The following is a 25988-nucleotide window of genomic DNA, read 5'->3' as shown; positions in this document are numbered from 1 at the left end:
CATGCACTTCTGGATGGTCCAGAGCCTGAACAGCCTGGCGCTGGGCGCCGTGCTGTTCACGCTCGCCGCCGGGTTCTCGCTGATCTTCGGCCTCATGCGCGTGGCCAACCTCTCGCACGGCGCGTATTTCATGCTGGGGGCCTACCTCGGCTACAGCGCGCTTGAGCACGGCTGGGGTTTCGGCGGGGCGCTGCTGCTGTCGGCCGGCGTGGTCGGCGTGCTCGGCGTGGTGGTCGAGCGCTTCGTGTTGCGCCGCCTGGAGGGCAACAGCCTGGCCCAGGTCCTGGCCACGCTGGGCGTGGCCTTCATCGTCGACGACGCCAGCCTGTGGCTGTGGGGCGGCGACCCCCAGTCCGTGTCGCCGCCGCACTTCCTGCGCGGCGCCAGTTCGCTGGCCGGGCTGATCTTCCCGACCTACCGGCTGGCGGTCATCGCGTTCAGCGTCCTTCTGTTCCTCGCGCTGTGGCTGCTGCTCGAGCGCACCCGTGTCGGCGTGATGATCCGCGCCAGCGTCGACGACATGGCGATGGCGCGCGCCATCGGCATTCCGGCATCGCGCCTGTACACGCTGGTGTTCTTCCTGGGCACCGCCCTGGCCGGCCTGGGGGGCACCGTCGCGGCGCCGATCCTCTCCGTCTATCCGGGCATGGACGCCGACATGCTGCCTCTTGCGCTGGTGGTCGTGATCCTCGGCGGCCTGGGCAGCCTGGGCGGCGCCTTCCTGGGCAGCGTGCTCATCGGCTTCATCTACAGCTTCGGACAGTCGTGGCTGCCCAACCTGTCCTACATCATCCTGTTCCTGCCGATGGTGATCATTCTCGCCGTGCGTCCGCGCGGCCTGCTGGGGAGGATCAGCGGGTGATGCGCAAACTCGCCGTGGCCGCGGCCGTGCTGCTGGCGCTGAGCCTGCCGGCATGGGTCGGCGGCATCTACTACGTCAACCTGGCCAGCCAGGTCCTGATCGCGGCCTTGTTCGCGCTGAGCCTGAACCTGCTGGTGGGCTACGCCGGACTGATCTCCCTGGGGCAGGCCGGCTACCTGGGACTGTCGGCCTACATCGCCGCATGGCTGATGCTGAACCTGGGATGGTCGCACGCCGGTGCCGACGCCGCGGCGCTGCTGGGCACCGCCGCGGTCGGCGCCGTGTTCGGCATCATCGCATTGCGCGCAAGCGGCATCGGCTTTCTCATGATCACGCTGGCGCTGGGGCAGATCCTGTGGGGACTTTGCTTCCGCTGGAGCGATGTGACGGGCGGCGACAACGGCCTGTCGGGCATCACCCGCCCGCAAATCGCCGGCGTGCGCCTGGACAGCCCGGTGCACTTCTACTACTACGCGCTGGGCGTTTTCATGCTGTGCTGGGTGCTCATGGTGGCCTGGATCCGCTCGCCCTTCGGCGCCAGCATCCGCGGCACGCGCGATCAGCCGCGCCGCATGGCGGCGCTCGGCTACAACGTGTTCCTGATCCGCTGGATCACCTTCACGGTCAGCGTGCTGTTCACGGCGGTCGCCGGCATCCTGTTCCTCGATTACAACCAGTTCATCAGTCCGCAGAGCATGACCTTGTCCACGTCCGCCGAGACCCTGCTCATGGTCATCGCCGGCGGCCCGGGCACCAGTCTGGGTCCGGTCGTCGGGGCCTTGCTGGTCGTCCTGCTCAAGGAGGTGGCGAGCGACTTCACCACGCACTGGGTGATGCTGCTGGGCGTGGTGTACGTGCTGATCGTGATGTACGTTCCCGGCGGACTCGTGGCCGGCGCATCGCGCCTGGCGCGGCGCCTGCGCCGCGCCGACGATCGGGCGGCACCCGCCGCGCAGGAACTCGCCGAGGACACGCCATGCAGCTCCGGGGATTCGACCGCCGCGGGAGGCAGCGCGTCATGAGCCCGGCCCTCGAAGTACGCGGCCTGTGCAAGGCCTTCGGCGGGCTGCAGGTCACCCGCGGCGTGGATCTGCACGTGGCCCAGGGCGAACGGCATCTGCTCATCGGGCCGAACGGCGCCGGCAAGACCACGCTGTTCAACCTCATCGCGGGCGACCTGCGCGGCGACGCCGGCAGCATCGTCGTGCACGGCCAGGACCTCACCCGCATGCCCGCCGCGGCACGGGCGCAGCGCGGCGTGGCGCGCACCTACCAGATCATCACCCTGTTCCCGCACGATACCCTGCTGCACAACGTCAAGCTCGCCTTGCTCGGGCGCTCCCGCAAGCGCTGGCTGCCCTGGGGAGACTTCGCCCGCGAGGCCGCGCTGCAGGCCCGGGCGCTCGAGGCGCTGACGGCTGTGGGCCTGGCGGACAAGGCCGAGCTGCCGCTGCGCCAGACCTCCTACGGAGACAAGCGCCGGCTGGAGATCGCCATGGCGCTGGCCCAGCGTCCCAGGCTGCTGCTGCTCGACGAGCCCCTGGCCGGGCTGTCCGCCCAGGAGCGCGAGGGCATCGGCACGATGCTCGCGGGCATCGGACGCGCGGTGACCATCGTGCTCATCGAGCACGACATGCGCGCGGCACTGGCGCTGGCCGATCGCGTGACCCTGCTCAACCAGGGTCAGATCGTGCTCAGCGGCGATCGCGACGAAGTCGTGCAGGACCCCCGCACCCGGCAGATCTATCTTGGACACTGACAACGCTCTCGTAGTCGACGGCCTCGACGTGTACTACGGCGAGAGCCATGTCCTGCACGGTGTTTCCTGGAACACGCAACCGGCACGCGTGACGGCGCTGCTGGGCAGGAACGGGGCCGGCAAGTCCACCACGGTGCAGTCCATCGTCGGGCTGCTCGGCGCGCGCCGCGGACGCATCGTCTACCGCGGCCGCGAACTGCAGCGCGCCAGCCCCGAGGCCATCTCCCACAGCGGTGTGGCCTTGGTGCCGCAGGGACGCCGCGTGTTCGGCAGCCTCAGTGTGCGCGAGAACCTCGACGTGGCCGCGCGCCGGCGCGTGCCGCCCGGCCGGCACCCCTGGCGCCGCGAGGACGTGCTGCGCATCTTTCCCCGGCTGGGCGAACGCCTCGGCCACGCCGCGCAGAATCTTTCCGGCGGCGAACAGCAGATGCTGGCCATCGGCCGCGCTCTCATGACCTGCCCCAGCCTGCTCCTGCTCGACGAGCCCTCGGAGGGGCTGGCACCGCAGATCGTGCACGAACTCCAGGGCGTGATCGGCAAGCTGCGCGAACACATGGCGGTGGTTCTGGTGGAACAGAACCTCGGCCTGGCCCTGGCTCTGGCCGACGACGTGGTGGTGCTCGACACCGGCCGCGTGGTATTCGCCGGCACGCGGGCGCAGTTCGAGGCCGCCCAGGCGCAGCTGCAGGTCCACCTCAGCGTCGGCTGAGCCCCGGGTCGCCTTCCAGCCGCCCCGCGCGAAGGGGCTACACCCCCGCGCGGATCCAGCGCGCCGCCTTCTCGGCGATCATCAGGGTCGGGCTGTTGGTGTTGCCGCTGGTGATCAGCGGCAGCCAAACTTCGTAGTCACAACAAGACTACAATTGGCGCACTTCTCTGTTCCGAGTTCACCATGCGCCCAACAGCCGACACCTACGTCCGTGCCCGTATCGACACGGTCACCAAGGAACGCGCCGCGCGTGCTCTCGATGCGATGGGGTTGTCCATTTCCGACGCGATCCGCCTGTTGATGCTGCGGATTGCCGACGAACGCCGACTGCCCTTCGACGTCAGGACACCCAACGCCGCGACTCGAGAGGCGATTGCGGAACTGGAGTCCGGGCGGGGACGCGGATTCACCAGCGTCGACGACCTGATGGCGGACTTGCATGAGGAACCTTGAACGCGCCTCCGCGTTCAAGCGCGATTACAAGAGGGAAGCCAAGGGCCTTCACCGGGGCAGCCTCGATCGCGCGCTAAAACCCGTGCTGATCGCATTGGCAAACGATGAGTCCCTCGACACGCGTCACCGCGACCATGAACTTTCCGGGAATTGGACCGGGTATCGCGAGTGTCACGTCAAGCCCGACCTGCTGCTGATCTACAGGAAGTCCGACCCCGACACGCTACGGCTTGCCCGACTAGGTTCCCATGCCGAGCTGTTCGAGTGACGCCGAGCCCGGCCCGGCGCGCCGGGTCGCATCCCTGATCAGTGCCCCGCGCGGATCCAGCGCGCCGCCTTCTCGGCGATCATCAGGGTCGGGCTGTTGGTGTTGCCGCTGGTGATCAGCGGCATCACGCTGGCGTCGACCACGCGCAGGCCGCGCACCCCCTGCACCCGGAGGTGCGGGTCCACCACCGCCTGCGGGTCGCCCTCGCGCCCCATGCGGGCCGTGCCCACCGGGTGGAAGATGGTGCTGGCGATGTCGCCGGCGGCAAGCGCCAGTTGCTCGTCGCTGGCGCACTGCGGCCCCGGCTTGAGTTCCTGCGGGCGGTACCGGGCCAGCGCGGGCTGCTGCACGATGCGCCGGGTCACGCGCAGCGAGTCGGCCGCCACCTTGCGGTCCTCCTCGGTGCTCAGGTAGTTGGGGTCGATGGCCGGGGCGTCCCGGAAATCCGCGCTGCGGATGCGCACACTGCCGCGGCTGGTCGGGTTCAGGTTGCACACGCTGGCGGTGAAAGCCGGGAAGGCATCCAGCGGCTGCCCGAAGGCCGGCAGCGACAACGGCTGCACGTGGTATTCGATGTTCGGATAGGGGCGCAGGGGATCACTGCGCGTGAAGGCACCCAGCTGCGACGGCGCCATGCTCATCGGGCCGCTGCGGCTGATCGCGTATTCCAGCGCGATGCGCGCCTTGCCCCACAGGGTGGAGGCCAGGGTGTTCAGGGTCACGGCACCCTCCACCCCGTAGACCGCGCGGATCTGCAGGTGGTCCTGCAGGTTGGCGCCCACCCCGGGCGCGTCGCGCAGCGCCTCGATGCCGTGGCTGCGCAGCAGCTCCCCCGGGCCGATGCCCGAGAGCTGCAGCAGCTGCGCCGAGCCGATCGAGCCGGCGCTGAGGATCAGCTCGCGCATGGCCCGCAGTTCCAGCCGCCGGCCGTCGCGCAGCACGGTGCAGCCTTCGCAGCGCAAGGCCCCCGAGTCCTCGCGCACGATGCGCAGGCGCTCCACCTGCGCGTGGGTCCAGATGCTCAGGTTCGGACGCTGGCGCACCGGCCGCAGGAAGGCCTTCGAGGCGTTCCAGCGCCAGCCGCGGCGCTGGTTGACCTCGAAGTAGCCCACTCCTTCGTTGTCGCCGCGGTTGAAGTCCTCGCTGGCCGGCACGCCGGCCTCGCGCGCGGCCTGCGCGAAGGCCTCCAGGATGTCCCAGCGCAGGCGCTGGCGCTCCACCCGCCATTCGCCGCCGCCGCCATGCCAGCGCGCGCTCTCGCGCAGCGCCGGCGTCGCAGCCCCGGTGTCGCCGGCCACGAATCCGGCCGCGGGCACCGCCGCCGGAACCCCGGCCGGCAGCGTGGCGCCGGCGGCACGCGCGTCCTGGCTGTAGTGGCTTTCGTGGGCCATGAAATCCGGCAGCGAGGATTCCCAGTTCCATGCGTCCTCGCCGGTCAGGCTGGCCCAGGCGTCGTAGTCGCGCGCCTGGCCGCGCATGTAGATCATGCCGTTGATGCTCGAGCAACCGCCCAGCGTGCGCCCGCGCGGGTACAGCAGGCTGCGCCCGTTGAGCCCTTCGCAGGGCTCGGTGCGGTAGCGCCAGTCGGTACGCGGGTTGTCGATGCAGTAGAGGTAGCCCACCGGAATGTGGATCCAGTGGTAGTTGTCGCGCCCGCCCGCCTCCAGCAGCAGCACCCGCTTGTCCGGATCCGCGCTCAGCCGGTTCGCCAGCAGCGAACCCGCCGTGCCGGCGCCCACCACCACATAATCGAACTCAAGTTCCGACATGTCTCAACTCCCAAACGCAAAGGCCCCGCCGCAAGGCACGGCGGCTTTCCCACCCCGCCCGACGCGGCCCCTTCCTGCACCACGCCCCGCTGCCAAGAGCACACCCGCCGCAGGGCCGTCCCAAGGCGGGGTGCGTCCCCCTCGGGGGGACGGAGCCGGGGCCGCCCCCGGCGACGGAGGGGGCAACCTCACGCCCTTGCGTTGGGCATCGCGAATTCGGCGCCCTTGGCGATGGAATCCGGCCAGCGCTGCATCACACTCTTCTGGCGGGTGTAGAAGCGCACGCCCTCCTCGCCGTAGACATGCGTGTCGCCGAACAGGCTGCGCTTCCAGCCGCCGAAACCGTGCCAGGACATGGGCACCGGAATCGGCACGTTCACCCCCACCATGCCCACCTGCACGCGGCGCGCGAACTCGCGCGCCACGCCGCCATCGCTGGTGTAGAGCGACACGCCGTTGCCGAACTCGTGGGCGTTGATCAGCTCCAGCGCCTGCTCGAAGCTGTCCACGCGTACGCAGGCCAGCACGGGCCCGAAGATCTCCTCGCGGTACAGCGCCATGTCGGGACGCACCTGGTCGAACACCGTGGCCCCCAGGAAAAAGCCCTTCTCGTGCCCCGGCGCGCGGAAACCCCGCCCGTCCACCACCAGCCTGGCGCCGGCCGCCTCGCCGGCGTCGATGGCGCCGAGGATGCGCTGGCGCGCAGCGGCGGTGACGATCGGCCCCATCTCGCTGGCCGCGTCGGTCCCCGGGCCGATGCGCAAGGCGCGCGCGCGCTCGATCAGCTGCGGCATCACCCGCTCCGCCGCCGAGCCCACCAGCACCGCCACCGAGATGGCCATGCAGCGCTCGCCGGCCGAGCCGAAGGCGGCGCCGATCAGCGCGTCCACCGCCTTGTCCACGTCGGCATCGGGCATCACGATCAGGTGATTCTTCGCGCCGCCCAGGGCCTGCACCCGCTTGCCGTGGCGCGCGCCCGTCTCGTAGATGGACTGCGCCACCGGCGTGGAGCCCACGAAGGACAGAGCCTGCACGTCCGGGTGGTGCAGCAGCGCCTCCACCGCCTCCTTGTCGCCTTGCACCACGTTGAACACACCGTCCGGGAAACCCGCCTCGCGGACCAGCTCGGCCATCATCAGCGACGGCGACGGGTCCAGCGGACTGGGCTTGAGCACGAAGGTGTTGCCCGTGGCCAGCGCCACCGGGTACATCCACGCCGGCACCATCACCGGGAAGTTGAAGGGCGTCACCCCCGCCACCACGCCCAGCGGCTGGCGCATGGTCCAGTTGTCGATGCCGCCGGCCACCTGCTCGGTGTAGTCGCCCTTGAGCAACTGCGGGATGCCACAGGCGAACTCAATGATCTCGATACCGCGCTCGACCTCGCCCACGGCGTCCGACAGCACCTTGCCGTGCTCGCGGGTGATGGCGGCGCCGAGCTCCTGCTTGTGCTCGTTGAACAGCGCCAGCAGGCGGTTCATGAGCCGCGCACGGCGCAGCGGCGGCGTGGCCGCCCAGGCCGGGAAGGCGGCGCGCGCGGCCGCCACCGCGGCATCCACGTCGGCGGCGCCGGACAGCACCACCTCGGCGCAGGCCTCGCCCAGCGCCGGGTTGCTCACAGCCTGGCGGCGCCCGCCGGCCGGCGCCACGATCTTGCCGCCGATGTGGTTGGCCACCAGGGGCAGGCCTCCGGCCTGGGTGCTGGAGGCAGCGTCGGCGACGCCGGGTTCGCGGGCTTTGTTCATGGTCATGGACTCCTGATCGGCTGGGTAGGGCAACTCTCCCAAGCCTAGTGCTCGCTGCGCTGGACTTCCAATGAGGATGCCACGCCAGTGTTATAAGCTCCGCTAATAATGCTCCGCCTCCGGGCGCCCCGCATCCATGAGCCGCTCCATCGACCCCCGCCTGCTGCAGGCCTTCGTCGCGGTCGCGCGCGAAGGCCACGTCTCGCGCGCCGCCGAGCGCCTGCACCGCAGCCAGCCGGCGGTCAGCCTGCAACTGCGCGAACTCGGCGAGCGCCTGGGCGTGGAACTGTTCCAGCGCACCGCCAGCGGCATGCTGCTCACCCGCGAGGGCGCCTCGCTGCTCAGCCACGCCGAGCGCGCGCTCGAAGGCCTGGCCGAGTTCGAGCAGGCGGCCCAGCGGGTCAAGGGCGCGGTGCGCGGCCCGCTGCGCATCGGCACCATCCTCGACCCCGAGTTCACCCGCCTGGGCGCCTTCCTGCGCGAACTCGTCGCGCTGGCCCCCGAGCTCGAGCCCGAGCTCCAGCATGGGGTCAGCGGCGAGGTGCTGGAGCGCCTGCAGGCCCGCAGCATCGACGTGGGCTACTACCTGGGCGACCCCAACGAAGGGGCCTCCGGCGCCGCGCGCCGCCAGCCCGGGCCCTTCCGCGACGAGGTGCTGGCCCGCTTCGCCTACCGCGTGATCGCCCCTGCCGGCTGGGGGCCGCAGGTACAGGGCCGCGGCTGGGCCGACCTGGTGCGCCTGCCCTGGGTGCTCACGCCGCAGCACTCGGTGCATTCGCGCCTGCTGCAGGCGGCCCTGGAACCGCTGGGGCTGCAGCAGAACCGCGTGGCGCTGGTGGACCAGGAGGCCTCCATGCTGGCGCTGGTGCGCTCCGGGGTCGGGCTCTCGCTGGCGCGCGACGCGGTGGCCATGCGCGAAAGCCAGCGCGAAGGCCTGGTCATCGCCGACCGCGTGGAACTGCCCTGCGACCTGCGCTTCGTCTGCCTCGAAGCCCAGCGCGAGCGCGCCGCGGTGGAACTGGCCTGGCAGGCCATCCGCCGCGCCTGGCGCCGCCCGGCAAGCCCCTGAACCCCATCCTTCACGATCCCTGCGCGGTCCCTGCGCGGCCCCCGCCCGGGGCTCGCTTCAAAGGCGCTCCACGAGGGTCACGTTGGCCATGCCCCCGCCCTCGCACATGGTCTGCAGCCCGTAGCGCGCGCCGTGCCGGCGCAGCCCGTGCACCAGCGTGCTCATCAGGCGCGCGCCCGAGGCCCCCAGCGGGTGTCCCAGCGCGATCGCGCCGCCGTGCGCGTTCAGGCGCGCCGGGTCGGCGTCCAGCTCGCGCGCCCAGGCCAGCGGCACCGGCGCGAAGGCCTCGTTGACCTCGTACAGCCCGATGTCCTCCAGCGCCAGGCCGCTGCGCCGCAGGGCGCGGCGCGTGGCCTCCAGCGGCGCCAGCAGCATGACCACCGGGTCGCCGCCCAGCACGCTCATGTGGTGGATGCGCGCCAGCGGCTCGGCCCCCAGCGCGCGCAGGCCCTGCTCGTTGGCCACCAGCACCGCGGCCGCGCCGTCGCAGATCTGGCTGGCGTTGCCGGCGGTGATCACCCCGCCATCGCGCAGGGCCTTCAGGCCCGCCAGCGCCTGCGCGCTGGCGTCGGCGCGCACGCCCTCGTCGCGCGTGTGCGCGGGTCCCTCGGTGCCGTCGGGCAGGCGCCCCGGCAGCGGCAGGATCTCGGCGTCGAAGGCTCCGCCGGCCGCCGCCCGCGCCGCGCGCACGTGGCTTTGCAACGCGTAGGCGTCGAGCTGCTCGCGGGTGAAGCCGTAGCGCTGCGCGATGGCCTCGGCGCCGCGGAACTGGCTGAACTCGTCCACGCCGTAGCGCTGCCGGATGCGCGGGCTGAGATAGCTGCCCAGGCCCTCGCGCGCCGGCAGGCTGTGCGGCAGGCCCATGGGCACCCGGCTCATGCTTTCCACGCCGGCGGCCACCACCACGTCCATGGCGCCGGACATCACCGCCTGCGCCGCGAAATGGATCGCCTGCTGCGAGGAGCCGCACTGGCGGTCCACCGTGGTGCCCGGCACGGTCTCGGGAAGCCTGGACGCCAGCACCACGTTGCGCCCCACGTTGGTGGACTGCTCGCCCGCCTGCGACACGCAGCCCACGATCACGTCGTCGATGCAGCCGGGGTCCGCCCCGCTGCGCTCGACCAGCGCGTCCACCACGGCCGCCGCCAGATCCACCGGGTGCCAGCCCGAAAGGCGCCCGCCGCGCCGGCCTCCGGCGGTGCGCAGCGCGTGAACGATGTAGGCCTGGGGCATGGTTCGGCTCCTTGGCAAGCTGCTAGCACCCTTCGAAGCCGGGCGGGCGCTTGTCCAGGAAGGCCGCCACGCCCTGCGCGAAATCCTGCGTGCGCGTGCCCTGCAGGAAGGCCTGGCGCTCGCGCTCGAGCTGGCCGCCCAGCGAATGCTCCAGGGATTCGCGCATCAGGCGCTTGAGCCGCCCGTAGGCCAGCGTCGGCCCCTGGGCCAGCTGTTGCGCCAGCGCCAGGGCCTGCTCGCGCAGCTGCGCCGCCGGTACCACGCGGTTGACCAGACCCAGCTGCAGCGCCTGCGCTGCGTCCAGGCGTTCGCCCAGCAGCGCGATCTGCAGCGCCCTGCGCAGGCCGACCATGCGCGGCAGAGCCCACGAGGCGTTCACGTCGCAACTGGCGCCGATCTGCGCGTAGGCCAGCGTGAACACCGCGTCGTCGGAGGCCACGGCCAGGTCCGCCGCCAGCGCCAGGCTCCAGCTGCCGCCGGCCACCACGCCCTGCAGCGCGGCCACCACCGGCGCGTCCAGCGCGGCCAGGCGCTGCACCGATTCGTGCAGCGCGTCGATCAGTTCCCCCGCCACCGTGGCGGCGTCGCCGGCAGCCATCGCGCGCAAGTCGCCGCCGACCCCGAAACTGCGCCCGGCGCCGCACAGCAGCACCGCGCGCACCGAGGCGTCGGCGGAGAGTTCGCGGCAGGCCGCCAGGAAGGCGCGCGCGGTGGGCAGGTCCACCACGTTCAGCGCCTGTGGACGGTTCAGTTCCAGCACGGCCACGGCGCCCTCGCGCTGCAGGCGGACCGGAGAAGAAGAAGCTTCGGAGCTCATCGGAAGGTACGGGAGTTCGATGCGCCCCAGCGTACGGGACGGCGGGCTCGCCCCGCAAGTCTCGGAGCCCTGCGGGTGTGGCCCCAGGCCTGCCCACTCGGCGTTGCAGGTCTTCGCCGGGTGCCCGGACCCGGCTGTGCCCTGCGCCTTGATTGGGCAGGCCTGGGGCCACACGGGGGGTGCCATTTCCCTGACGCAGTGGACTAGGATTTCCTCCCGGAACCCGATCCCGCCCGCGCGCCCTGCGCACGGGCCTCCCCCCACCCTTCGAGACTCCCGATGAAATACCTGCACACGATGGTCCGCGTGGCCGACCTCGACGTCTCCCTGGCCTTCTACCGCGACGCGCTGGGCCTGCACGAAATTCGGCGCATGGAAAGCCAGCAGGGCCGCTTCACCCTGGTCTACCTGGCCGCGCCCGGCGACGAGGACGCGCAGGTCGAGCTGACCTACAACTGGGACCCGGAGACCTACACCGGCGGGCGCAACTTCGGCCACATCGCCTACGCGGTGGACGACATCTACGAAACCTGCGCGCGCCTGCAATCCCACGGCGTGACCATCCTGCGTCCGCCGCGCGACGGCCGCATGGCCTTCGTGCGCTCGCCCGACCAGATTTCCATCGAGCTGCTGCAAAAGGGCGAGGCCCTGGCCCCCGCCAAGCCCTGGACCGACATGCCCAACGTGGGCAGCTGGTAAGCCCGCGGCACGCCAGGCCCCCCTGCCCCTTGCACGTCCCGGTCCCCGCGCGCCATGTTGCGTGAAGCCTTGCGGCGCCGCGTGCGCATCGTCGCCGGCGGCGACGGGCGCGCGCCGCTGCAGTACCTGCAACCCCCGGGCGACCCGGGCCTGTTCGGGCCCGATTCCCAGACCTGGAAGGTGCACGCGGATTTCCCTGCGATGATGGTCGGGGGCATCGGCGCGCTGCTGCTGCAGGCGCTGCACCCGCTGGCCCTGGCCGGCGTGTGGGACCACTCCAGCTTCCGCCAGGACCTGCGCGGCCGCCTGGCGCGCACCGCGCGCTTCATCGCCGAGACCAGCTACGGCTCCACGGCCATGGCCGAGCAGGCGCTGGCCAGGGTGCGCGCGATCCACGAACAGGTGCGCGGGCAGCACCCCGACGGCCGCGCCTACCGTGCCGACGACCCGCGCCTGCTGTACTGGGTGCACCTGAGCGAGACCTGGAGTTTCCTGCAGGCCCACCGCGTGTTCGTCGACCCCGGCATGGAGCCGGCACGGCGCGACCGCTACTTCGAGGAAATGGCCCGCATTCCCCTGGCGCTGGGCTGCGCGGAAGGGGAACTGCCCCAGGCGCGCATCGCCCGCAGCGAGCGGCAGGCGCGCGAGGACCTGCTCGCCTACCGCGGAGAACTCGAGTTCTCCGAGCGCTCCCGCTTCGTGCTGGACCTGCTGCGCGACATGCCGGCGGCCAACGCCCCGCCCGGGATGCAGCAGCTGTTCGTGCAGGCCGCGCTGCACGAACTGCCCGACTGGGCCTACCCGATGATGCAGCTTCCCGCCCCCTCGCCGCTGCGCCGCGAGGCGCTGCGCGCCGGCATCCGCGTACTCGCCCAGCCGCTGCGCTGGGCGCTGAAGGACGGCGTGGCCGCGCACGCCCGCCGGCGCATGGGACGCGGTTGAGGGGAACTGCGCAGGCCTGGACGCAGGGCTCGCCCCTCGACCCGCGAATGTTCAGGCGAGGTAACGCATCGCAGTCAGGACCGCCAACACCACGGCGGTGACATGGAGAACCACAAAGCAAGCCCGCCCGAGGCAACGATCGAACAGGTTCGTGTGGGCGTACAGAGCGTCGCAATCGGCGAACAGATCGCTCACCGGCCCCCTGCGGCCCCAACGCGTGAAGGCCCGCGGCATGGTCATGGCTCCCGCGACGTTCACGAGCGCCCCTCCCGGAAGCACGGACATGCCCAGCCGTGATCGCGTCTGAGGGTTGTTCCACAGCTTTCGCACCGTGAGCAACGCGAACATGCTGAACAAGACCAAACTGAGCACCAGCCCCGCCAAAACCAGGACGAGCAGATAGAAGGCCCATGCATCGCGGCTCATGGCAGAGTTCTCGGAAATGCCACGATCTGGTCGTAATGCTCGCGGACCAGCCCTTCCAGCGCGTTGCCACCAGCGATACTTCCTGCCGCGACAACGCCAGCGACGGCCAGGCCCGCGACGATCAGTACCCATCCCGCGGGGGTCAGCATCGCGACCGTGGTGAGCACACTGGCGCCGATCTCGACACCCACGCTGCTCGCGACCAGGGCCCCACCAAACCCGGCCGCCTCGATTGCCGCTTGCCGATGCCAGTCCCCCCACTGTCGCTCACCGCATTGACCCTCTGCACGCGGATGCCCAGATCGATGACCAGGAACCCTCGGCTCAGGTACTTGGCACTGGTCCCCAGCTTGGTCAGCATCCAGGCCTCCGTTCGTGAGCGCACGTCCAGACGCGAGATCTTCGGCTTCTGGCGCACACGATCCGGCACCACGACGCGACCGGACACCAGCATCGTGGTGCGCGGAGACCAGGTTTTTGTCAGTTGCCCAAGCTCCTGCCGGAACATCTGGTTGAGTTCATCGCCCGTACGCTGCAGTGCTGCGCGCGCCGCGTTTCGCGGCGGCCCCTCTGGCGCCCCCCTGCGTGTGGCGCGGTGATACGCGTCAATGGCCTCCTGGTGACTCCGCATCGCGCCGAGGAACCGCCCAACGCGCTTGCGGTACACGTCGGCGACAGAGCCGCCACCGGCCAATCCGGTCGATGCGTAGCGTTGAAAGTCAGAGGTAAGCTCAGCCAGGGCCACCGTCGCGGGACTCCCGAAGTCCTGGCACATGTCGCACAGCAGGCCGCCGTACGGGGCAAGCGTGCTGCAGTAATCCCTCTCATCCTCACCGTGGTCGGAACCGAGCAGGTACGGAAGCTTCGGCGACAGCAAACGGGGCTCGAGGCCCCAGGAATCACGCAGGCTGCCCTCGGGCACATCGTGCCAGCGCCTGAGGGATTGCACGTCGGAACCATAGGGGCACATCAGTAGCGTAGGCATGGCAGATGGTTGCGTTGCGCGGCTCGGTCTGCCGCTGACTCATCCAGCCTAGAACGGGTGAGTTTCCCGAATTCCCCTTGCAATGCAATGGCAAGAACCGCCTGGGGATTCCGGCCCTGGTGGCCCTCCCACCCGGTACACGCCAGGACCGGCGTGCTCCAACCTGGCCAGCTTGGGCCTAAAGTCCAGCCGGACAAGGAGGCCAGCCATGCAAGTCAACATCCTCGAATCCAAGATTCGCCTCTCCGAACTGGTGCGACGCGCAGTTCAGGGTGAGGAGGTCGTGATCGCGATCCGGGGAGTTCCGACCGTTCGCCTGGTACCCGTGGAATCTCCCGCGCAATCCCGACGCGACGTACTGGCGTGGCTGCGCAAACATCCCCCCCCCCCCGCCACGCAAGGCGCGACGCCGAGCAGATCGAATCGGGGATTGAACACGAGCGTCAGGCATGGGATCGATCATCGTCGACTCGTGTCTCGTGACGTACGTTCTCGAGCATCACCCCCGACACGGCGAGCGCGTACGGCAAGCCTTCGCTCAGGAGAACCCGGAAGGCCTTGCCATGCCCGAGGAGGTGTATCTGCAGGCGGCGCAGCTGCGAGCACGCTTCGGCTTGAAGTCACCCGACGCCTTGCACCTGGCTACCGCGATCACCCATGACTGTCGCGCCCTGTGGACAGCGGACGGTCGCCTGCAGCGCGCCGCCGGCGCCCTCGCAGTGAACGTTCTGGCGAACTGACAACGGCTCCGGCTCGCGATCGTCCTGCCGTACGGGCTAGCTAGGGCGCTATCGCCGGCAGCCAGCGCCCTCAACCCGTGCTGAGCGAACGCCCCAGCTTGCGCTCGACGGCGTCGATCTTCGAGGCCATGCGGCTTTGCTCGCCCTGGCGGTAGTCCATCTTGAGGTTCATGGAAATGCGCGGGCAGTCGCGTTCGAGTTCCTCGAAGCAGGCCTTGACCACGCCGAACACGCCATCCCAGTCGCCTTCCAGGATGGTGCCCATGGGCGTGAGTTGATAAGGCACCCCGCTGCGGTCGATGACGTCGAGGATGCGGGCGACGTAGGGGCTGACGCTCTCGCCCTTGCCGCCGGGGGCCATCGCGAATTCCAGCAAAACCATTTCAGCTGTCTCCGGGCTTGCCGCGCACCAGCGCGCGGCCCGGCCCATGCTAGCGCGCCCGGGTTTTCCGGGCGCGCGCGATGGAATGCGCGGGCTCAGGGCTGGATCTGCACGTAACCCTGCTGCTGCAGCTCGATCAGGCGCGCCACCGCGCCGCCGTTGACCAGCACCCCGGGAAGCAGGTCGGCGTTGCCCCAGTGGTGGGCCATCATGGACACGCGGCATTCCTCGATCTGCACGCCCTGCTTGCGCAGCGAGGCGATGATGGGCGCGTAGGGGTTGCCGGTCTTCACGTGGCGGGCCGCGTCGTAGGCCTTGTCGTTGAGCACCATGTAGGCGCCGGCGCCGTGGAACACGCCGATGATCTTGCCGGTGACGTGATCCTTGGCGTAGCGCATCGCCAGCAGATGCATGTAGTTCATGCCCACCGGCAGGTCGCCGACGAAGGCGCGGTGGTCCATGTTGAACACCACGTCCGCGTGCTTCAGCGGCACGGGGATGTCGACGTGGATGGGGTCGGCCGGCGCCGGGGCGGCCATGGCGTGGCCGGCGAGCGCGAGCGCGGCGCAGCCCAGCATCGAGGACAAGCTCTTGCGAAACAGGGAATTCATCGTGGGGTTCCTGGTGGAAGCTTGGGTGGAGACGATCGCGGAGGCGATCGCGGGGGGATCAGCGCGGCACGTACCGTGCCACGCCGCATGCCCGGAGGGCATGAGCTCTCAAGAAAACGCCGGGCCGCCCCAAGTTTTCTTGACCCCCACGGGGGGCGGGCTGGGCGCAGCCCGGCCCTGGGGGCGCTCAGAAGCTGACGATGGCGTACATGTCCAGTTCGTTGCCCATGGCCGCCGCCGTGCTCTGCGCGAGCAGCCGCGCGGGGCTGTTCGCGGGGCCGATGGCCTCGGGGTGCGCGATGTCCACGCGGCGCGAGAAGTAGTCCAGCACCACGCGGGTCAGCGGCGAGAAGTGGTATTGCACGCCGACCCCGAGGTTCTTGAACACACGCTCCTGCGCGGCGAGGTTGGGCAGCCGGTCGTAGTAGTCGTAGCGCGCGTCGACCTCGATGTTGCGGGTGAGGAACAACCCGGCGCTCAGGTAGTAGCCGTGCGCGGTGTTGTTGCTGCCGGGGTAGACGATGGTGTCGACCTGCGCGGGCAGCAGGCCCGGCGCCTGCACGAAGGGCGACGGCGCCGCGATGTCTCCGCTGCCCTGCATGGCCTCGACCTTGAGGCTGCGGCCCCCCGGGACCATGTAGCCCTGGCGCAGCGTGACGCCCAGGCCGCTGCGCCGCAGGGTGCTGGCGCTGCCGTTGAGCTCGGGACGCGCCTGCTGGTACCAGACGAAGCCGGTGAGGTCGTTGCGGAAGGCCCCGCGCCCGCCGCCGAACAGCCAGGAGGCCTGCGCGCGCCCGGCCAGGATGGGCCCGTTGCCGGTGTCGGCCTCGAACTGCTTGCCGTATTCGCCGAGCATCAGCCCGTAGGCCAGTTCCAGCCTGGGCCGCGGGCGGAACCAGTCGGTCGCCTCGACGCCGGGGTAGCGAAAGCCATTGTTGCTCGACATGGACGCCGAGGGAATCAGGTAGCCGCCGGCGCCGGCGCTCGCGTAATGCTGGCCACGGGCGTAGAAGCTGGGCTGCATCAGCTGCCCGATCACGGTCGGGAACAGGGCGATGAAACTGTAGGCGGGGTAGCCGTCCATCGCGGCCTCCGGCCCGGGTGCGCGCAGGATGCCGGCCTCCACGCGCACGCCGGGCACGTAGCCGCTGAGCAGCACGTGGCCGTCGATCAGCTTGGGCGCATAGCCGTTGCCGCCGTGGGTGTAGCCGTTGTCGCCGAATTCACCGGCGACGTAGTAGTCCACATGCGGGTTCAGGCGTCCGCCCACGACCAGTTGGGCGCGCTGGATGGACAGCTCCTGGCTGTGCTCGAAGCCGGGGCCGACCAGGTTGCTCCTGGGCACCTTGCCGTTGCGGGCGGTACCGGCCTGCTTGGCGGTGTAGTCGGGCTCCACCCAGCCGCTGAAATGCGCCTTGCCCCAGCCCGGCGGCGAGACGCCCTGGATCTCGAACCAGTTGGCGGCGTGCGCGCCCGCGCACCACAACATGGCCCCGGCGGCCAAGGCCGCCCCGCGGGCACGCATGGTCCCTCGTTTGTTCATGTCCCCTCCCCCTTGGTTGTCGCATTCGGCTCTCTGGCCGGTGGGCCGATGCCCAGTAGGGCATCGGCATGGCGGCGCCGCTTCGAGTGGCATCCGCGCATCTTTCATACATGTACATGTATGAATATCAGGGGGCGATGATTTTTCAGATCAGGGGCTGTGTCAACGTGATTTGTTCGCTAGGTCTTAGCAGTTTTTCCGATGAATGCTGATTGTTGATGACTATTTTCTGGTAAACCCTGTCCGGGAAATCACGGCTGGGTCATCCACAGCGGCTGCCAGCCGACCACGCCGGGGCCCACGTGCAGGCCGCTGGTGGCGGCGACCTGGAAGCCGATCTTGCCCTGGGTGTTCTGCGACGCGGTGCCGTAGACGATGGCCGCGCCGTTTCCGTTCTGGGACAGTGCCGGGGCGAAGGCCGTGCCCAGCCCGATCACCGGGTTGGAGCTCAGGTAGTTGCGGTTCGCGTCGTAGAACTTGTTCTGCGGGAACGTGCCCGCGGCGAGGTCGAAGAAGTCGTATTGCGCGGTGGAGATGCCACAGGAGGCCTGCGGGGTGATGGTGACCGGGACAATGAGCGTGGAAGCCTCCACCGCCGAGCTGTCGGTGATGGTGCTGCCGCTGTCCAGCCAATAGGGTGCATTGGTCGAGCTCACGCCGGGGTTGCTGGTGGTGCTGGTCAGCGCCGTGCTCGCGAAATAGCCCGAGCCGGCGGTGGAGGACCACCACCAGGTGGTCCAGCCGGTGGTGCTGGTGCTGATGGCGCCGCCGGTGAACTTGAACACCGTCACCTGGTGGTCGTTGGTGGCCCACAGGTAGATGCCGCTGGAGGTCTGCGCCAGGCCGAGGTAGCGAATGGCCCCGGCGCCGGTCTCGTTGGGCACGGTGCCGACCAGCGTGGGCCCGGTGACCTTGCTCGCGGTGCTGCCCGTGGTGAGATCGAAGGACCAGACCTTGCCGGCGGTGTCACCCACGTAGAGCTTGCCGCCGGCGACGTCGACGTAGCTGGTCGACGAGGGCGTGAAACTCAGCTTGGCGCTGCTGGTGGAGCCGTCGTACAGGCGCTTGACGTTGAGATACGAGCTCGAGCCCGAGGTGGTGAAGTAGTAGGCGTAGGCGACGTTGTTGGCGTCCCACCAGATGGCCGGCGCCTGGGGCGCGGCCTGCGGCGGCGAGGTGTAACCGCTTTGCTGGTCGAACCACACCTTGGTGATGGCGGGCGTGCAGGCGGCGGTGGACGAGCTGCAGCTGCTGAGTTGCAGGTCGTAGTGCAGCGCGCCGTTCTGCGCGGTGCCGACCACGTAGGTGGCCCAGTTGCCGCTGGCGTCGGCGCTGTCCACGGTGGCGAAGCCGCCGCTCATCGGGTTGGTGGACTGGAAGGTGCTGTAGTTCTGCAGTTGCGGCAGCAGCACCGAGGGCATCCAGCCCCACTGCAAGGTTCCGGCGGCGGAGATGGCGTACAGGAAACCGTCGTTGGTCGTGAACAGCACCAGCGGCGAGCGCGCGGAGTTGAGCTGCGCGAAGCTGCGGTAGGTCGAACTTCCGATGAAGTTCGGGTTGTTCGGCCGGCTGAGGATCACCGGCTTGTCCGCCTGGGAGCTGACGGTGCCCAGGAAACTGCCGCTGACCCGCCCGGCCAGGTACTGTCCGCTGCTGGTCGAGGGGTCGACGGTGTAGTCGATGATGGTCTGCGCCGTCGGGCTGCTCGGGTTTCCGAAGGCCGAGGCCGCCTGGTTGGCCAGCAGCGACACCCCGGTGCCGCTGCCCTGGTCGGTCAGCAGGCCGGTCTGGCGCTGCGCCTTGGTCATCTGCAGTTGCCAGGCCGGATTGGTCGAGACGTTGCCGTTGGCGTCGGTGGAGAAGGCGTCCAGATAGCCCTGCTCGCTGCCGTAGACGTTGTTCGAGGCCAGCAGGTAGGCCAGCGAGCCGCTTTGCACGTAGCCGGGCACCGCCGGCGCGGCCGCGATGACGTCGCCGAAGATGGAGGCGGCGATGCTGCTCAGCGCCGAGCTGAAGGCCGGCACGTTGCTGGCCGGATACTCGTGCGCGGTGCCGCCGGCCAGGGCCATGGCGTTGAGCGCGTAGTAGGCGGCCGGGTTGGCGGTGGAGTCGACGCCCGCGCCGAGGCCGATGACGTAGGTCTTGATGCCTTTGTTGGCCAGCGCCTGGATGGCCGTGATGGTGTCGATCAGCGCCTGGTCGTTGGTGTTGGCGGTGTCCAGCGCGCCGATCGCGCCGCCGCCGTTGGAGGAGTCGTCGACGATGCCGTAGGAGGAATTGCCGGCCACGCCGTAGAAGGCCGCCTTCACGCCGTAGCCCTGGCCGGCGGCGCTGCCCAGCGGCGGCCAGTTGTTGCCGCTCAGGTCCATGGTCGGAAGCCCGTCGGTGACCAGGATCACGTACTGCCCGGCGCAAGAGGCGGTGAGCGAGCCCAGCAGCTTGCCGGCGCCCTGGATCAGCCCGGCGGTGGTGGCCTGCCCGGCCGAGGCCTTGATCTCCCCGGTGCCGGTGCTGTTGGTCTCGGCCGCCAGCGCGGTCTGGAACAGCGAGGTGTCGGAGTTCAGCGTGGTGGTGAAGCTCGACGAGCCCGGCGTGAGGCTGTCCAGGTTGCTGCTCATCGCCACCACGGTCTTGCCGGTGGTCGCGCTCTGGCTGGCGCCGTAGCCAAAGCCGCGCTGCGCGTACATCACCTGCGGGGAGAAGGGGATGTAGCCGGCGTTGGTCGGGGTGGTGGTGCGCGCCACGGCCGAGGGATAGGAATTGGAATATGTCGACTGGATGTTGTTCAGGCTCGCGTTGTATTGCGACAGGCTGTAGTAGGTGAAGGGGTTCGACGGCGAAGGCCCGCCGTAGGCCACGCCCACGCCCGCCAGGCCGCCGGCGTACAGCACGTCGTTGACGCTGGGGTCGTCGCTGGAGGCGGCGATCTGCATGTAGGCGTTGTCCGACAGCGTGTCCGCGCCATAGAGATTGGCGATGGACGTGCAGTAGGTGTTCACCGACGACGAGGCGTTGGCGTAGTTGTTGCAGGGGTTGTTCACCCAGCGCGTCGGCGCGGGGCTGGGCGTCGTGCCGGCCGCCTGGTTGGCGGCCACGAAGGACTGGTAGGCAGCGTAGGAGGTGAAACCGTTGGCGGGCAACGCGTTGGCGAAGCCGAAGCCCCCGCTGGGCGACATGTAGTACACCCAGGTGGTGTAGCGGGACAGGCCCGAGGTGCTGTAGCTCTCCAGCGCGAAGTCCATGCTGGGCAGGTACTGGTTCAGCACGGTCAGGATGCCGGCCTTGGCCACGTTGAGCCGGCTGGCGCTGTTGTCGTACAGCAGGCCGCCGGAGGACACGGTGTACGGGGCCGAGGCGGTCTGCGTGGGGGTCACCGGCGGCGTGAAGCCCGAAGGCACCACGTAGTTCACCGGCGAGCTGCTGTTGTACAGGCTGCTCAGGCCGTCGGGCAGTTGCCCCGAGCCGGTCATGATGGCGCCGCTGAGGTCGCCGTCCATCGATTCCGAGTTGCCCAGCGCGATCACCACCTGCGGGCGCTGCGTGGCGCTCGCGGCCAGCGCGACGGGAACCGACCATGGCCCCGCGGCCAGCGCCGCGCTGAGCGCCCCCGCGAGGACCGCGCGCAGGATGGCTTGCGGCTGCTTCATCATCGGCTCCATGGGTTGGCGCTAGGACTGGATGCAGGCGCGGTACACGGCCTGCGTGGTGGCCGCGCCCGCGGCGGGGTTCGCACTCGCCGTGGCCTGCACCCAGATGTTGTAGAAGACGGCGATGTAGCCGGGGTTGCACAGGGTGCTGTCGATCACGCCGGTGGGCGTGACCAGCTGCAGCACCTGGAACTGCTGGCGCCCCGTGCCGTTGGCCAGGGTCACGGTGGTGGCCTGGCACAGCTGCTTGCTCTGGCAGCCGGTCCAGAAACTGGCCGAGCCCGGCTGCACGTTCTGCGTGTTTCCGACGTACCAGGTCGGCGGCGAGGCCTGGTACTCGAGCAGCCCGCCGGTGCCGATGGTCTGGCTCACGGTGGAGCGCAGCGCGGCCATCTGCTGGTTGGCGGCGTCGCGCGCCTGCGCGCGCCACAGGTAGGAGCCGGAGAAGCTGTCGTTCTGCAGGCTGCGCTGGAAGATCGCCAGCAGCGCGATGGGCAGGATGATCAGGAACAGCGCGATCACGACCAGCAGCGCCGCGCCCTTCTGTGCGTGCCTGGGGCTCATCATTGGTTCCATGCGACGTTGCGCAGATAGGCCGTCTGCGTGAACACCTGGTATTGCCATGCGTTGCCGGCCGGCGGCGTGTAGGTCTCGTCCAGAACCGACAGGCTCGCCGGGTTGCCGGTGTGCCGCGCCGTGTTGGGCTTGCGCAGCACGTAGGCGAGTTCCACGGCGCCGACCTGGCCCTGCTGGTTGGCGCTGGAAATGCCCGACCAGGGCACGAAGCCCTGCAGCTGGCCGTTGACCACCGGCGCGTACAGCGCGTGCAGCATCACCACGTTGCTGGCGACGGGGCTGTCGCTGACCACCGTGCCCAGCGCGTTGACCACGGTGCGCCACAGGTCCGGCGTGCTGGAGGAGTTCGGGTCCGGCCGGATGCTGTAGCTGACCTGGATCGGGCCGCTGGCGCCGGAGATCTGCCCGAAGTCCTGCACGTAGGCCTGCGCCAGGTCGGCCGTGGTGATGGCCGGGCTGACGGCCGGGTTGGCCAGGCTGGACACCCCGGTGAAACCGTTGGGCGGGTTGATCACCGTGCTGCTGCCGGAGTTGTGCACGATCTGGCTGGCCGCGCCGCCGGTGCCGGTGATCTGGAAGCGGATGCAGATGTTGCGCGCCGGCAGCACCACGATGTCGACGTCGCCGGTCTGGAAGGCGGAGCTGTTGGCCACGAACAGCGCCGCGTTGCTGAGGCTGCCGTTGGTGGCCTTGACCACGCGCACGCTGCCGGGGGTGGCGCTTCCGCCCTGCCCGAAGTTCACCGCGTAGAACATGGTGATGGCGTCGGTGGCGGCGCCGCCCGGGTTGGCGTAATTGAAGGCGGTGGAGGCCGTGCCGGGCACGGTGCCGGAGGTGGTCTGCACCACCGCGGACACCGGCCACTGGTTGCTCATCTGGGTGGTGCTGAAGTTGCTGTTGTAGGTCAGCAGGCGTGCGCAGCGCCCCTGGCCGGAGGGGCCGTTCATCATGAAGCCGGCGCGCGCCACGTCGTCGGACAGCAGGGTCATGCTCACGCGGGCGTGGTCCTGCAGCCTGGCGGTATCGCTGGCGCGGATGCCGCTGGACTCCAGGCTGGTGAAGGAGACGAACACGAGCAGGCCCAGCATGGCGGCCACGGCCAGCGCGACCAGGGTCTCGATGAGCGTGAAGCCGCGCGCCGCGGCGCGGCCCGGGTTTCGGCTTGAGCAAGAGGGCTTCATCTCAGAATCCGTCCTGCAGGACAAAGCTGCGTTGCACGCTGCCGCCGAAGGCCGAGCGCACGGTGATGACGGCGCTGAGCTGGCACGGCGCGGTGGCGCTGCAGGTGCCCGGGCTGGCGCTGCCGCTGGGAAGCGTGGATACCGAGAGGGATTGCAGGTCGGGGTATTGCACGACCTGCGCCTGCCACCAGCTGAGCACCGGGTTGAGCGCCGCGTTGCTCACCGAGGGGTTGCTCGCGCTGAGCTGCAGGCCGTTGAGCGCGGACAGTGCCGAGGAGTTGCCCTCCACCACCGCCAGCAGGCTTTGCGCGGTGCTGGTGGCGGCGAAGGTGCGCAGGGCCTGGGCGTTGGCCACGTAGGCCTGGTTGGTCAGCAGCACCAGGCCGCTGGCGGCGGCCAGGAACAGCAGCATGGCCACCAGCACTTCCAGCAGGCTCAGGCCGCGCTGCCTGCCTCGCGCGCGCGCGCCGCGCAGCGGCTTGAAGGAACCCGGGTTCATGATCCGCTCGTGGTGACCACGCCTCCAGGGGACAGCACGATCTGCCAGTTGCTCCCGCCGCCGCTGACGGTGGCGGTGCTGTTGGCGCCGGCCGGGCTGCAGCTCAGCCCCTGGGCGCCTTGCGTGCACAGCGCCACGCTGCCGTCGCCCAGGAAGGAGACGGTCTGCGACAGCGCCTGGCAGCTCACGCCGCTGGAGGCGCCCGAGGAGGCGCTGAGCAGCTGGGTGCCGGCGGTAGTGGCCACGGTATAGCCGCAGCCGCTGGGGGTGAAGGTGACCAGGGTGGAGGTGTTCAACGCGTACTGGCGCGCGTAGCGCAGTGCGTCGGCGAGCTGGCTGGCGGTGGATTTGGCATGCGCCGCGGCCACCTGCGGGCGCAGGTTGGGCACGGCCACGGCCAGCAGCACCGCAGCCAAGGCCATGACCACCAGTGTCTCGATCAGGGTGAAGCCTCTTGCGCCCCCGGCGCCTCGCGCGTGCATCGCCGTGCCCGTCCCCGGCCCTCGACGTGGGCCGCCATGGACGCATCCTGCCGAGGCCCCGCGGCAGGGGCAAGGGCTTTCCGGCGAAAGGTAGCAAGCGCCCGACGAGCGGTAGGCGCGTGTTCGCGCCGGGCCACGCTAGGATGCGAAAGCTCCTCCTCCCGCGCCAGAACCAGCTCCGATTCGATGGACGGCTCTTCCCCCGACACTCCCGCGCAGGCCGGCGCCGCCGCCGGGCCGCCGCCCGACACCTCGATCGACCAGGCGCGGGTGCTGCTGAAGTCCATCCCGGTGGGCTTCGCGGGCAGCGTGGTGCCGGCCGCGGTGGTGAGCTGGCTGCTGCGCCAGCATGTGGCGCACGGCCGGCTGGCCGCCTGGTTCGCCGTGCTGTTCGTGGCGCATCTGGGGCGCGTGGCCGTGTGGGGCCTCGGGCGCGAAGACGTGGCCGCCGGGCGCAACGGACCCTCGTGGCTGCGCTGGCTGCGCCTGAGCGTGCTGGCGCTGGGCCTGGTCTGGGCCGCGCTGCCCCTGATCCTTCCCGCCGCCCTCCCCTTCGACGAGATACTGGTCACCGCGGTGATCATCGCCGTGTGCGGCGCCGGCGTGGCGCAGCAGTCCTCGGACGCGTGGTCGGCGCTGCTGTTCATGCTGCCGCCGGCGCTCGCCATGAGCGCGCGCCTGCTGCTGTCGGAGGACACCACCCTGCGCACGGTGGGCGGGCTGATCTTCATCTATTTCGCCTACCTGACCCTGGCCACGCACCGCATCCAGTCCTCCTTCGTGGAGCTTTCGCGCCTGCACGCCGCGGCGGCGCGTCTTTCCATGCACGATTCCCTGACCGGCCTGCCCAACCGCCTGGCGCTGCACGCGCGCCTGCAGGACGCGCTCGAACGCGCTCGGCGCAACGGCACCGAGGTCGCGGTGGGCTACATGGACCTGGACGATTTCAAGCAGATCAACGACCGGCTCGGGCATGCCGCTGGCGACAAGCTGCTGCGCGAGGTGGCGCGGCGCTGGACGGCGCGCCTGCGCAGCAACGACCTGCTGGCGCGCCTGGGCGGCGACGAGTTCGTCATGGTGATCGCCGACATCGACCCGGACAACGCGCATGCCGAACTCGCCGCCGTGATCGCGCGCATCGAGAGCGCCGCGGCCGAGCCGCTGCGCCTGACCCCGACGCGCCAGGTGCGCATCCAGCTCAGCATGGGCGTGGCGCGTTTTCCAGCGGACGGCACCGACATGCAGGATCTGCTGCGCAAGGCCGACGCCGCCATGTACCAGCTCAAGCAGCGCAAGGGGCGGCGGGAAAGCTGGTGGCAGCTGGGTCTGCGCACGGACGACGCGCTCAACCTGGCGACCGACTCGCGCCCAGCACCAGCCACAGATTGACGGCGGCGTAGGCGGCGTAGCTCAGCAGCCAGGCCGCGGCGATCCAGGCCAGCCCCGCGCGGGCTGCGCCCGCGGCCAGCAGAACCGCGAACAGGGGCAGCGACGCGAACTCCCCCAGCGCGATGGCATGCCCCCTGCCCTGCGCATACAGCGCGAACAGGGGCACCCAGGCGGCCACGCGCAACAGGCTTCCGCCGAAGAACAGCGCCGTCGCCCGCGCACCGGGCACGAAGCCCGGGCCGTACAGCGCCTCGAACACCGGCACGCGCAGCCACAGCAGCCCGAGCAGGGCCAGCGCGCTGGCGGGCAGCACGGCCCAGGCCGCCGCGCGCAGTTCGCCAGCCCATTGCGCGCTGCCCCAGGCGCGGCCCAGGCGCGGCAGGTACAGCACGGACAGCACGCTGGCGGCGATCGACGTCACCCAGTCCGACACCCGCCACAGCGCCTGCAGGGTGCCGGCGGCCTGCCAGGACAGGCCTTGCGCGGTGAGCGCGCGCGCGGCCAGCATCGAGGCCGGGCCGAGCACGCCCAGCGCCAGGCCCGCCGGCAGGTAGCGCAGCAATTGCGCGCGCGCCCCGCGCTCGCCCCCCGGCCCGGCGGGCGCCACGCGCAGGGTCCACGCGGCGACGCCCAGCGACAGCAAGGCCTGCGCGCCGGCCAGCAGTTGCACCGCCCGCCCCGGGGGCGCCAGACCGGCGACCAGCGTGGCCAGCGCGGCGGCGAGCAGGGCCAGCAGGCCCTGCAGGCGCAGGCGCTGGGCGCCGAGCCAATAGCTGCCCGCCAGCGAGCCGAGGCTGATCGCCACGCCCGCCACGCCGCCCAGCACCAGGTCGTCGCGCGGCAGCCCGAGCGCCGCGGCCCAGGGTGCGCGCCACGCCGCGACCGCGCACAGCAGCGCCGCCACCAGCGCGCTCAGGGCGCCGCCCAGGCGCAACGCGCTGCGCAGCAAGGCCGCGCGACGCGGCGGCTCCGCGCCCGCCACCAGCACCGCCAGGCCGCTGCCGATGCCGGCCGCCACCACGCCGGTCACCAGGTCCAGCAGCGAAGCCATCTGGCCCCAGGCCACGACGCCGCCGGCGCCGGCGCGCAGGGCCAGCAGCTTGTCCACCGCCGAGCGTCCGGCCAGCCCGGCCACCGCGATGCCCAGCGGCGCCAGCAGGCGCCGCGCCCGGGAGCCGGGGTGGCGCAGGGACGCAGCCACG

General features: G+C 70.4%; 27 protein-coding genes and 1 pseudogene. 12 read left to right on the top strand and 16 right to left on the bottom strand.

The features are described 5' to 3' along the window. Position 1: 1 nt before the first annotated feature. From D466_RS0106880 to D466_RS0106855, 6 genes are all read left to right on the top strand, one after another. Positions 2–862, top strand: a complete 861-nt coding sequence (locus D466_RS0106880; protein ID WP_018912978.1) for a branched-chain amino acid ABC transporter permease — start codon at positions 2–4, stop codon at positions 860–862. Beyond that, a complete protein-coding gene (locus D466_RS0106875) occupies positions 862–1884 on the top strand; it encodes a branched-chain amino acid ABC transporter permease (RefSeq protein WP_018912977.1) in 1023 nt (340 codons plus the stop codon). The genes D466_RS0106880 and D466_RS0106875 overlap by 1 nt, the downstream gene beginning before the upstream one ends. Beyond that, entirely contained in the window at positions 1881–2621 is a 741-nt protein-coding gene (locus D466_RS0106870) for an ABC transporter ATP-binding protein (protein WP_026284986.1), read from the top strand. The genes D466_RS0106875 and D466_RS0106870 overlap by 4 nt, the downstream gene beginning before the upstream one ends. Further along, positions 2611–3330 carry an ABC transporter ATP-binding protein gene (locus D466_RS0106865; protein WP_038165512.1) on the top strand — a complete coding sequence of 240 codons (720 nt, stop codon included), beginning with the start codon at positions 2611–2613 and terminating at the stop codon, positions 3328–3330. Before D466_RS0106870 ends, D466_RS0106865 begins: the two co-directional genes overlap by 11 nt. A gap of 183 nt (positions 3331–3513) precedes the next feature. After that, a complete protein-coding gene (locus D466_RS0106860; RefSeq protein ID WP_018912974.1) occupies positions 3514–3783 on the top strand; it encodes a type II toxin-antitoxin system RelB/DinJ family antitoxin in 270 nt (89 codons plus the stop codon). After that, positions 3770–4051, top strand: coding sequence for a type II toxin-antitoxin system YafQ family toxin (locus D466_RS0106855; RefSeq protein WP_018912973.1), 282 nt, complete (start codon positions 3770–3772; stop codon positions 4049–4051). The genes D466_RS0106860 and D466_RS0106855 overlap by 14 nt, the downstream gene beginning before the upstream one ends. 38 nt (positions 4052–4089) lie before the next feature. On the opposite strand, the gene D466_RS0106850 is transcribed toward D466_RS0106855, so the two are convergent. Continuing rightward, complete coding sequence (locus D466_RS0106850; protein ID WP_018912972.1) at positions 4090–5820, bottom strand: GMC family oxidoreductase; 1731 nt, start codon at positions 5818–5820, stop codon at positions 4090–4092. Between the two features lie 188 nt (positions 5821–6008). After that, positions 6009–7565 (bottom strand): CoA-acylating methylmalonate-semialdehyde dehydrogenase, encoded by a 1557-nt coding sequence (locus D466_RS0106845; protein WP_156004095.1) that lies wholly within the window; start codon positions 7563–7565, stop codon positions 6009–6011. Between the two features lie 148 nt (positions 7566–7713). Between D466_RS0106845 and D466_RS0106840 the strand changes: the two genes are divergently transcribed. After that, positions 7714–8634: a LysR family transcriptional regulator gene (locus D466_RS0106840; protein ID WP_196803439.1), complete on the top strand. Its 921-nt coding sequence runs from the start codon at positions 7714–7716 to the stop codon at positions 8632–8634. Between the two features lie 57 nt (positions 8635–8691). Here D466_RS0106840 and D466_RS0106835 read toward each other — a convergent pair whose 3' ends face one another. Continuing rightward, a complete protein-coding gene (locus D466_RS0106835; protein WP_018912969.1) occupies positions 8692–9867 on the bottom strand; it encodes an acetyl-CoA C-acetyltransferase in 1176 nt (391 codons plus the stop codon). A 22-nt stretch (positions 9868–9889) separates the two neighbouring features. Beyond that, on the bottom strand, positions 9890–10684 hold the full coding sequence (locus tag D466_RS0106830; RefSeq protein ID WP_018912968.1) for an enoyl-CoA hydratase/isomerase family protein: 795 nt from the start codon (positions 10682–10684) through the stop codon (positions 9890–9892). Positions 10685–10963: 279 nt separating this feature from the next. On the opposite strand from D466_RS0106830, the gene D466_RS0106825 reads away from it, so the two are divergent. Further along, a complete protein-coding gene (locus D466_RS0106825) occupies positions 10964–11383 on the top strand; it encodes a VOC family protein (protein ID WP_018912967.1) in 420 nt (139 codons plus the stop codon). 54 nt (positions 11384–11437) lie between these two features. Next, entirely contained in the window at positions 11438–12325 is an 888-nt protein-coding gene (locus D466_RS0106820) for an oxygenase MpaB family protein (protein ID WP_018912966.1), read from the top strand. A gap of 51 nt (positions 12326–12376) precedes the next feature. Here the strand turns inward: D466_RS0106820 and D466_RS0106815 are convergent, their stop codons facing one another. The 3 genes from D466_RS0106815 to D466_RS0106810 are packed head-to-tail and all read right to left on the bottom strand — an operon-like array spanning position 12377 to position 13736. Next, positions 12377–12751 carry a hypothetical protein gene (locus D466_RS0106815; RefSeq protein WP_018912965.1) on the bottom strand — a complete coding sequence of 125 codons (375 nt, stop codon included), beginning with the start codon at positions 12749–12751 and terminating at the stop codon, positions 12377–12379. Beyond that, positions 12748–12900 (bottom strand): hypothetical protein, encoded by a 153-nt coding sequence (locus tag D466_RS24430; protein ID WP_196803438.1) that lies wholly within the window; start codon positions 12898–12900, stop codon positions 12748–12750. The genes D466_RS0106815 and D466_RS24430 overlap by 4 nt, the downstream gene beginning before the upstream one ends. Continuing rightward, complete coding sequence (locus D466_RS0106810; protein ID WP_018912964.1) at positions 12894–13736, bottom strand: hypothetical protein; 843 nt, start codon at positions 13734–13736, stop codon at positions 12894–12896. Before D466_RS0106810 ends, D466_RS24430 begins: the two co-directional genes overlap by 7 nt. An 82-nt stretch (positions 13737–13818) precedes the next feature. On the opposite strand from D466_RS0106810, the pseudogene D466_RS25095 reads away from it, so the two are divergent. Both D466_RS25095 and D466_RS24695 read left to right on the top strand, forming a co-directional pair. Next, positions 13819–14055 (top strand): annotated as a pseudogene (locus D466_RS25095) (type II toxin-antitoxin system Phd/YefM family antitoxin); the annotation flags it as partial. 130 nt (positions 14056–14185) lie between these two features. Then, positions 14186–14476 carry a PIN domain-containing protein gene (locus tag D466_RS24695; protein WP_018912963.1) on the top strand — a complete coding sequence of 97 codons (291 nt, stop codon included), beginning with the start codon at positions 14186–14188 and terminating at the stop codon, positions 14474–14476. 70 nt (positions 14477–14546) lie between these two features. Here the strand turns inward: D466_RS24695 and D466_RS0106800 are convergent, their stop codons facing one another. The 8 genes from D466_RS0106800 to D466_RS22705 all read right to left on the bottom strand — a co-directional run bounded on the left by D466_RS0106800 (position 14547) and on the right by D466_RS22705 (position 23397). After that, the gene (locus tag D466_RS0106800) at positions 14547–14858 is read right to left on the bottom strand and encodes an MTH1187 family thiamine-binding protein (RefSeq protein ID WP_018912962.1); all 312 of its coding nucleotides are present in this window, start codon (positions 14856–14858) and stop codon (positions 14547–14549) included. A gap of 95 nt (positions 14859–14953) precedes the next feature. Continuing rightward, entirely contained in the window at positions 14954–15469 is a 516-nt protein-coding gene (locus D466_RS0106795; protein ID WP_018912961.1) for a DsrE family protein, read from the bottom strand. 187 nt (positions 15470–15656) lie between these two features. Further along, positions 15657–17012, bottom strand: coding sequence for a hypothetical protein (locus D466_RS0106790; RefSeq protein ID WP_026284982.1), 1356 nt, complete (start codon positions 17010–17012; stop codon positions 15657–15659). Between the two features lie 251 nt (positions 17013–17263). Then, positions 17264–20659: a hypothetical protein gene (locus D466_RS20900; RefSeq protein WP_156004091.1), complete on the bottom strand. Its 3396-nt coding sequence runs from the start codon at positions 20657–20659 to the stop codon at positions 17264–17266. A gap of 21 nt (positions 20660–20680) precedes the next feature. After that, entirely contained in the window at positions 20681–21223 is a 543-nt protein-coding gene (locus D466_RS0106780) for a hypothetical protein (protein ID WP_018912958.1), read from the bottom strand. Next, positions 21223–22416 (bottom strand): PilW family protein, encoded by a 1194-nt coding sequence (locus tag D466_RS0106775; RefSeq protein WP_018912957.1) that lies wholly within the window; start codon positions 22414–22416, stop codon positions 21223–21225. Before D466_RS0106775 ends, D466_RS0106780 begins: the two co-directional genes overlap by 1 nt. A gap of 1 nt (position 22417) precedes the next feature. Then, positions 22418–22915: a prepilin-type N-terminal cleavage/methylation domain-containing protein gene (locus tag D466_RS0106770; protein ID WP_018912956.1), complete on the bottom strand. Its 498-nt coding sequence runs from the start codon at positions 22913–22915 to the stop codon at positions 22418–22420. After that, positions 22912–23397, bottom strand: a complete 486-nt coding sequence (locus D466_RS22705; RefSeq protein ID WP_018912955.1) for a Tfp pilus assembly protein FimT/FimU — start codon at positions 23395–23397, stop codon at positions 22912–22914. The genes D466_RS0106770 and D466_RS22705 overlap by 4 nt, the downstream gene beginning before the upstream one ends. 186 nt (positions 23398–23583) lie before the next feature. On the opposite strand from D466_RS22705, the gene D466_RS22700 reads away from it, so the two are divergent. Continuing rightward, positions 23584–24786 carry a GGDEF domain-containing protein gene (locus D466_RS22700; protein WP_026284980.1) on the top strand — a complete coding sequence of 401 codons (1203 nt, stop codon included), beginning with the start codon at positions 23584–23586 and terminating at the stop codon, positions 24784–24786. On the opposite strand, the gene D466_RS0106755 is transcribed toward D466_RS22700, so the two are convergent. Beyond that, positions 24743–25987 (bottom strand): hypothetical protein, encoded by a 1245-nt coding sequence (locus D466_RS0106755; protein ID WP_018912954.1) that lies wholly within the window; start codon positions 25985–25987, stop codon positions 24743–24745. The genes D466_RS22700 and D466_RS0106755 overlap by 44 nt on opposite strands. Between the last annotated feature and the right edge of the window lies 1 nt (position 25988).

The sequence above is a fragment of the Thiomonas sp. FB-6 genome (genome assembly GCF_000377645.1).
In the GTDB taxonomy this organism is placed as follows: Bacteria; Pseudomonadota; Gammaproteobacteria; order Burkholderiales; family Burkholderiaceae_C; genus Thiomonas_A.
This window is presented reverse-complemented; position numbering and strand designations above follow the sequence as displayed.

Excerpts from the sequence above, each read along its gene's own strand:
- D466_RS0106830 (WP_018912968.1), bottom strand. The coding sequence starts at position 10,684 with ATGAGCTCCGAAGCTTCTTCTTCTCCGGTCCGCCTGCAGCGCGAGGGC.
- D466_RS0106860 (WP_018912974.1), top strand. The coding sequence starts at position 3,514 with ATGCGCCCAACAGCCGACACCTACGTCCGTGCCCGTATCGACACGGTC.
- D466_RS0106820 (WP_018912966.1), top strand. The coding sequence starts at position 11,438 with ATGTTGCGTGAAGCCTTGCGGCGCCGCGTGCGCATCGTCGCCGGCGGC.
- D466_RS0106790 (WP_026284982.1), bottom strand. The coding sequence starts at position 17,012 with ATGAACAAACGAGGGACCATGCGTGCCCGCGGGGCGGCCTTGGCCGCC.
- D466_RS0106845 (WP_156004095.1), bottom strand. The coding sequence starts at position 7,565 with ATGAACAAAGCCCGCGAACCCGGCGTCGCCGACGCTGCCTCCAGCACC.
- D466_RS0106850 (WP_018912972.1), bottom strand. The coding sequence starts at position 5,820 with ATGTCGGAACTTGAGTTCGATTATGTGGTGGTGGGCGCCGGCACGGCG.
- D466_RS24695 (WP_018912963.1), top strand. The coding sequence starts at position 14,186 with ATGGGATCGATCATCGTCGACTCGTGTCTCGTGACGTACGTTCTCGAG.
- D466_RS20900 (WP_156004091.1), bottom strand. The coding sequence starts at position 20,659 with ATGAAGCAGCCGCAAGCCATCCTGCGCGCGGTCCTCGCGGGGGCGCTC.
- D466_RS0106880 (WP_018912978.1), top strand. The coding sequence starts at position 2 with ATGCACTTCTGGATGGTCCAGAGCCTGAACAGCCTGGCGCTGGGCGCC.
- D466_RS22700 (WP_026284980.1), top strand. The coding sequence starts at position 23,584 with ATGGACGGCTCTTCCCCCGACACTCCCGCGCAGGCCGGCGCCGCCGCC.
- D466_RS0106855 (WP_018912973.1), top strand. The coding sequence starts at position 3,770 with ATGAGGAACCTTGAACGCGCCTCCGCGTTCAAGCGCGATTACAAGAGG.
- D466_RS0106815 (WP_018912965.1), bottom strand. The coding sequence starts at position 12,751 with ATGAGCCGCGATGCATGGGCCTTCTATCTGCTCGTCCTGGTTTTGGCG.
- D466_RS0106795 (WP_018912961.1), bottom strand. The coding sequence starts at position 15,469 with ATGAATTCCCTGTTTCGCAAGAGCTTGTCCTCGATGCTGGGCTGCGCC.
- D466_RS0106770 (WP_018912956.1), bottom strand. The coding sequence starts at position 22,915 with ATGAACCCGGGTTCCTTCAAGCCGCTGCGCGGCGCGCGCGCGCGAGGC.
- D466_RS0106825 (WP_018912967.1), top strand. The coding sequence starts at position 10,964 with ATGAAATACCTGCACACGATGGTCCGCGTGGCCGACCTCGACGTCTCC.
- D466_RS0106870 (WP_026284986.1), top strand. The coding sequence starts at position 1,881 with ATGAGCCCGGCCCTCGAAGTACGCGGCCTGTGCAAGGCCTTCGGCGGG.
- D466_RS0106875 (WP_018912977.1), top strand. The coding sequence starts at position 862 with ATGCGCAAACTCGCCGTGGCCGCGGCCGTGCTGCTGGCGCTGAGCCTG.
- D466_RS22705 (WP_018912955.1), bottom strand. The coding sequence starts at position 23,397 with ATGCACGCGCGAGGCGCCGGGGGCGCAAGAGGCTTCACCCTGATCGAG.
- D466_RS0106835 (WP_018912969.1), bottom strand. The coding sequence starts at position 9,867 with ATGCCCCAGGCCTACATCGTTCACGCGCTGCGCACCGCCGGAGGCCGG.
- D466_RS0106780 (WP_018912958.1), bottom strand. The coding sequence starts at position 21,223 with ATGAGCCCCAGGCACGCACAGAAGGGCGCGGCGCTGCTGGTCGTGATC.
- D466_RS0106775 (WP_018912957.1), bottom strand. The coding sequence starts at position 22,416 with ATGAAGCCCTCTTGCTCAAGCCGAAACCCGGGCCGCGCCGCGGCGCGC.
- D466_RS24430 (WP_196803438.1), bottom strand. The coding sequence starts at position 12,900 with ATGCTGACCCCCGCGGGATGGGTACTGATCGTCGCGGGCCTGGCCGTC.
- D466_RS0106800 (WP_018912962.1), bottom strand. The coding sequence starts at position 14,858 with ATGGTTTTGCTGGAATTCGCGATGGCCCCCGGCGGCAAGGGCGAGAGC.
- D466_RS0106810 (WP_018912964.1), bottom strand. The coding sequence starts at position 13,736 with ATGCCTACGCTACTGATGTGCCCCTATGGTTCCGACGTGCAATCCCTC.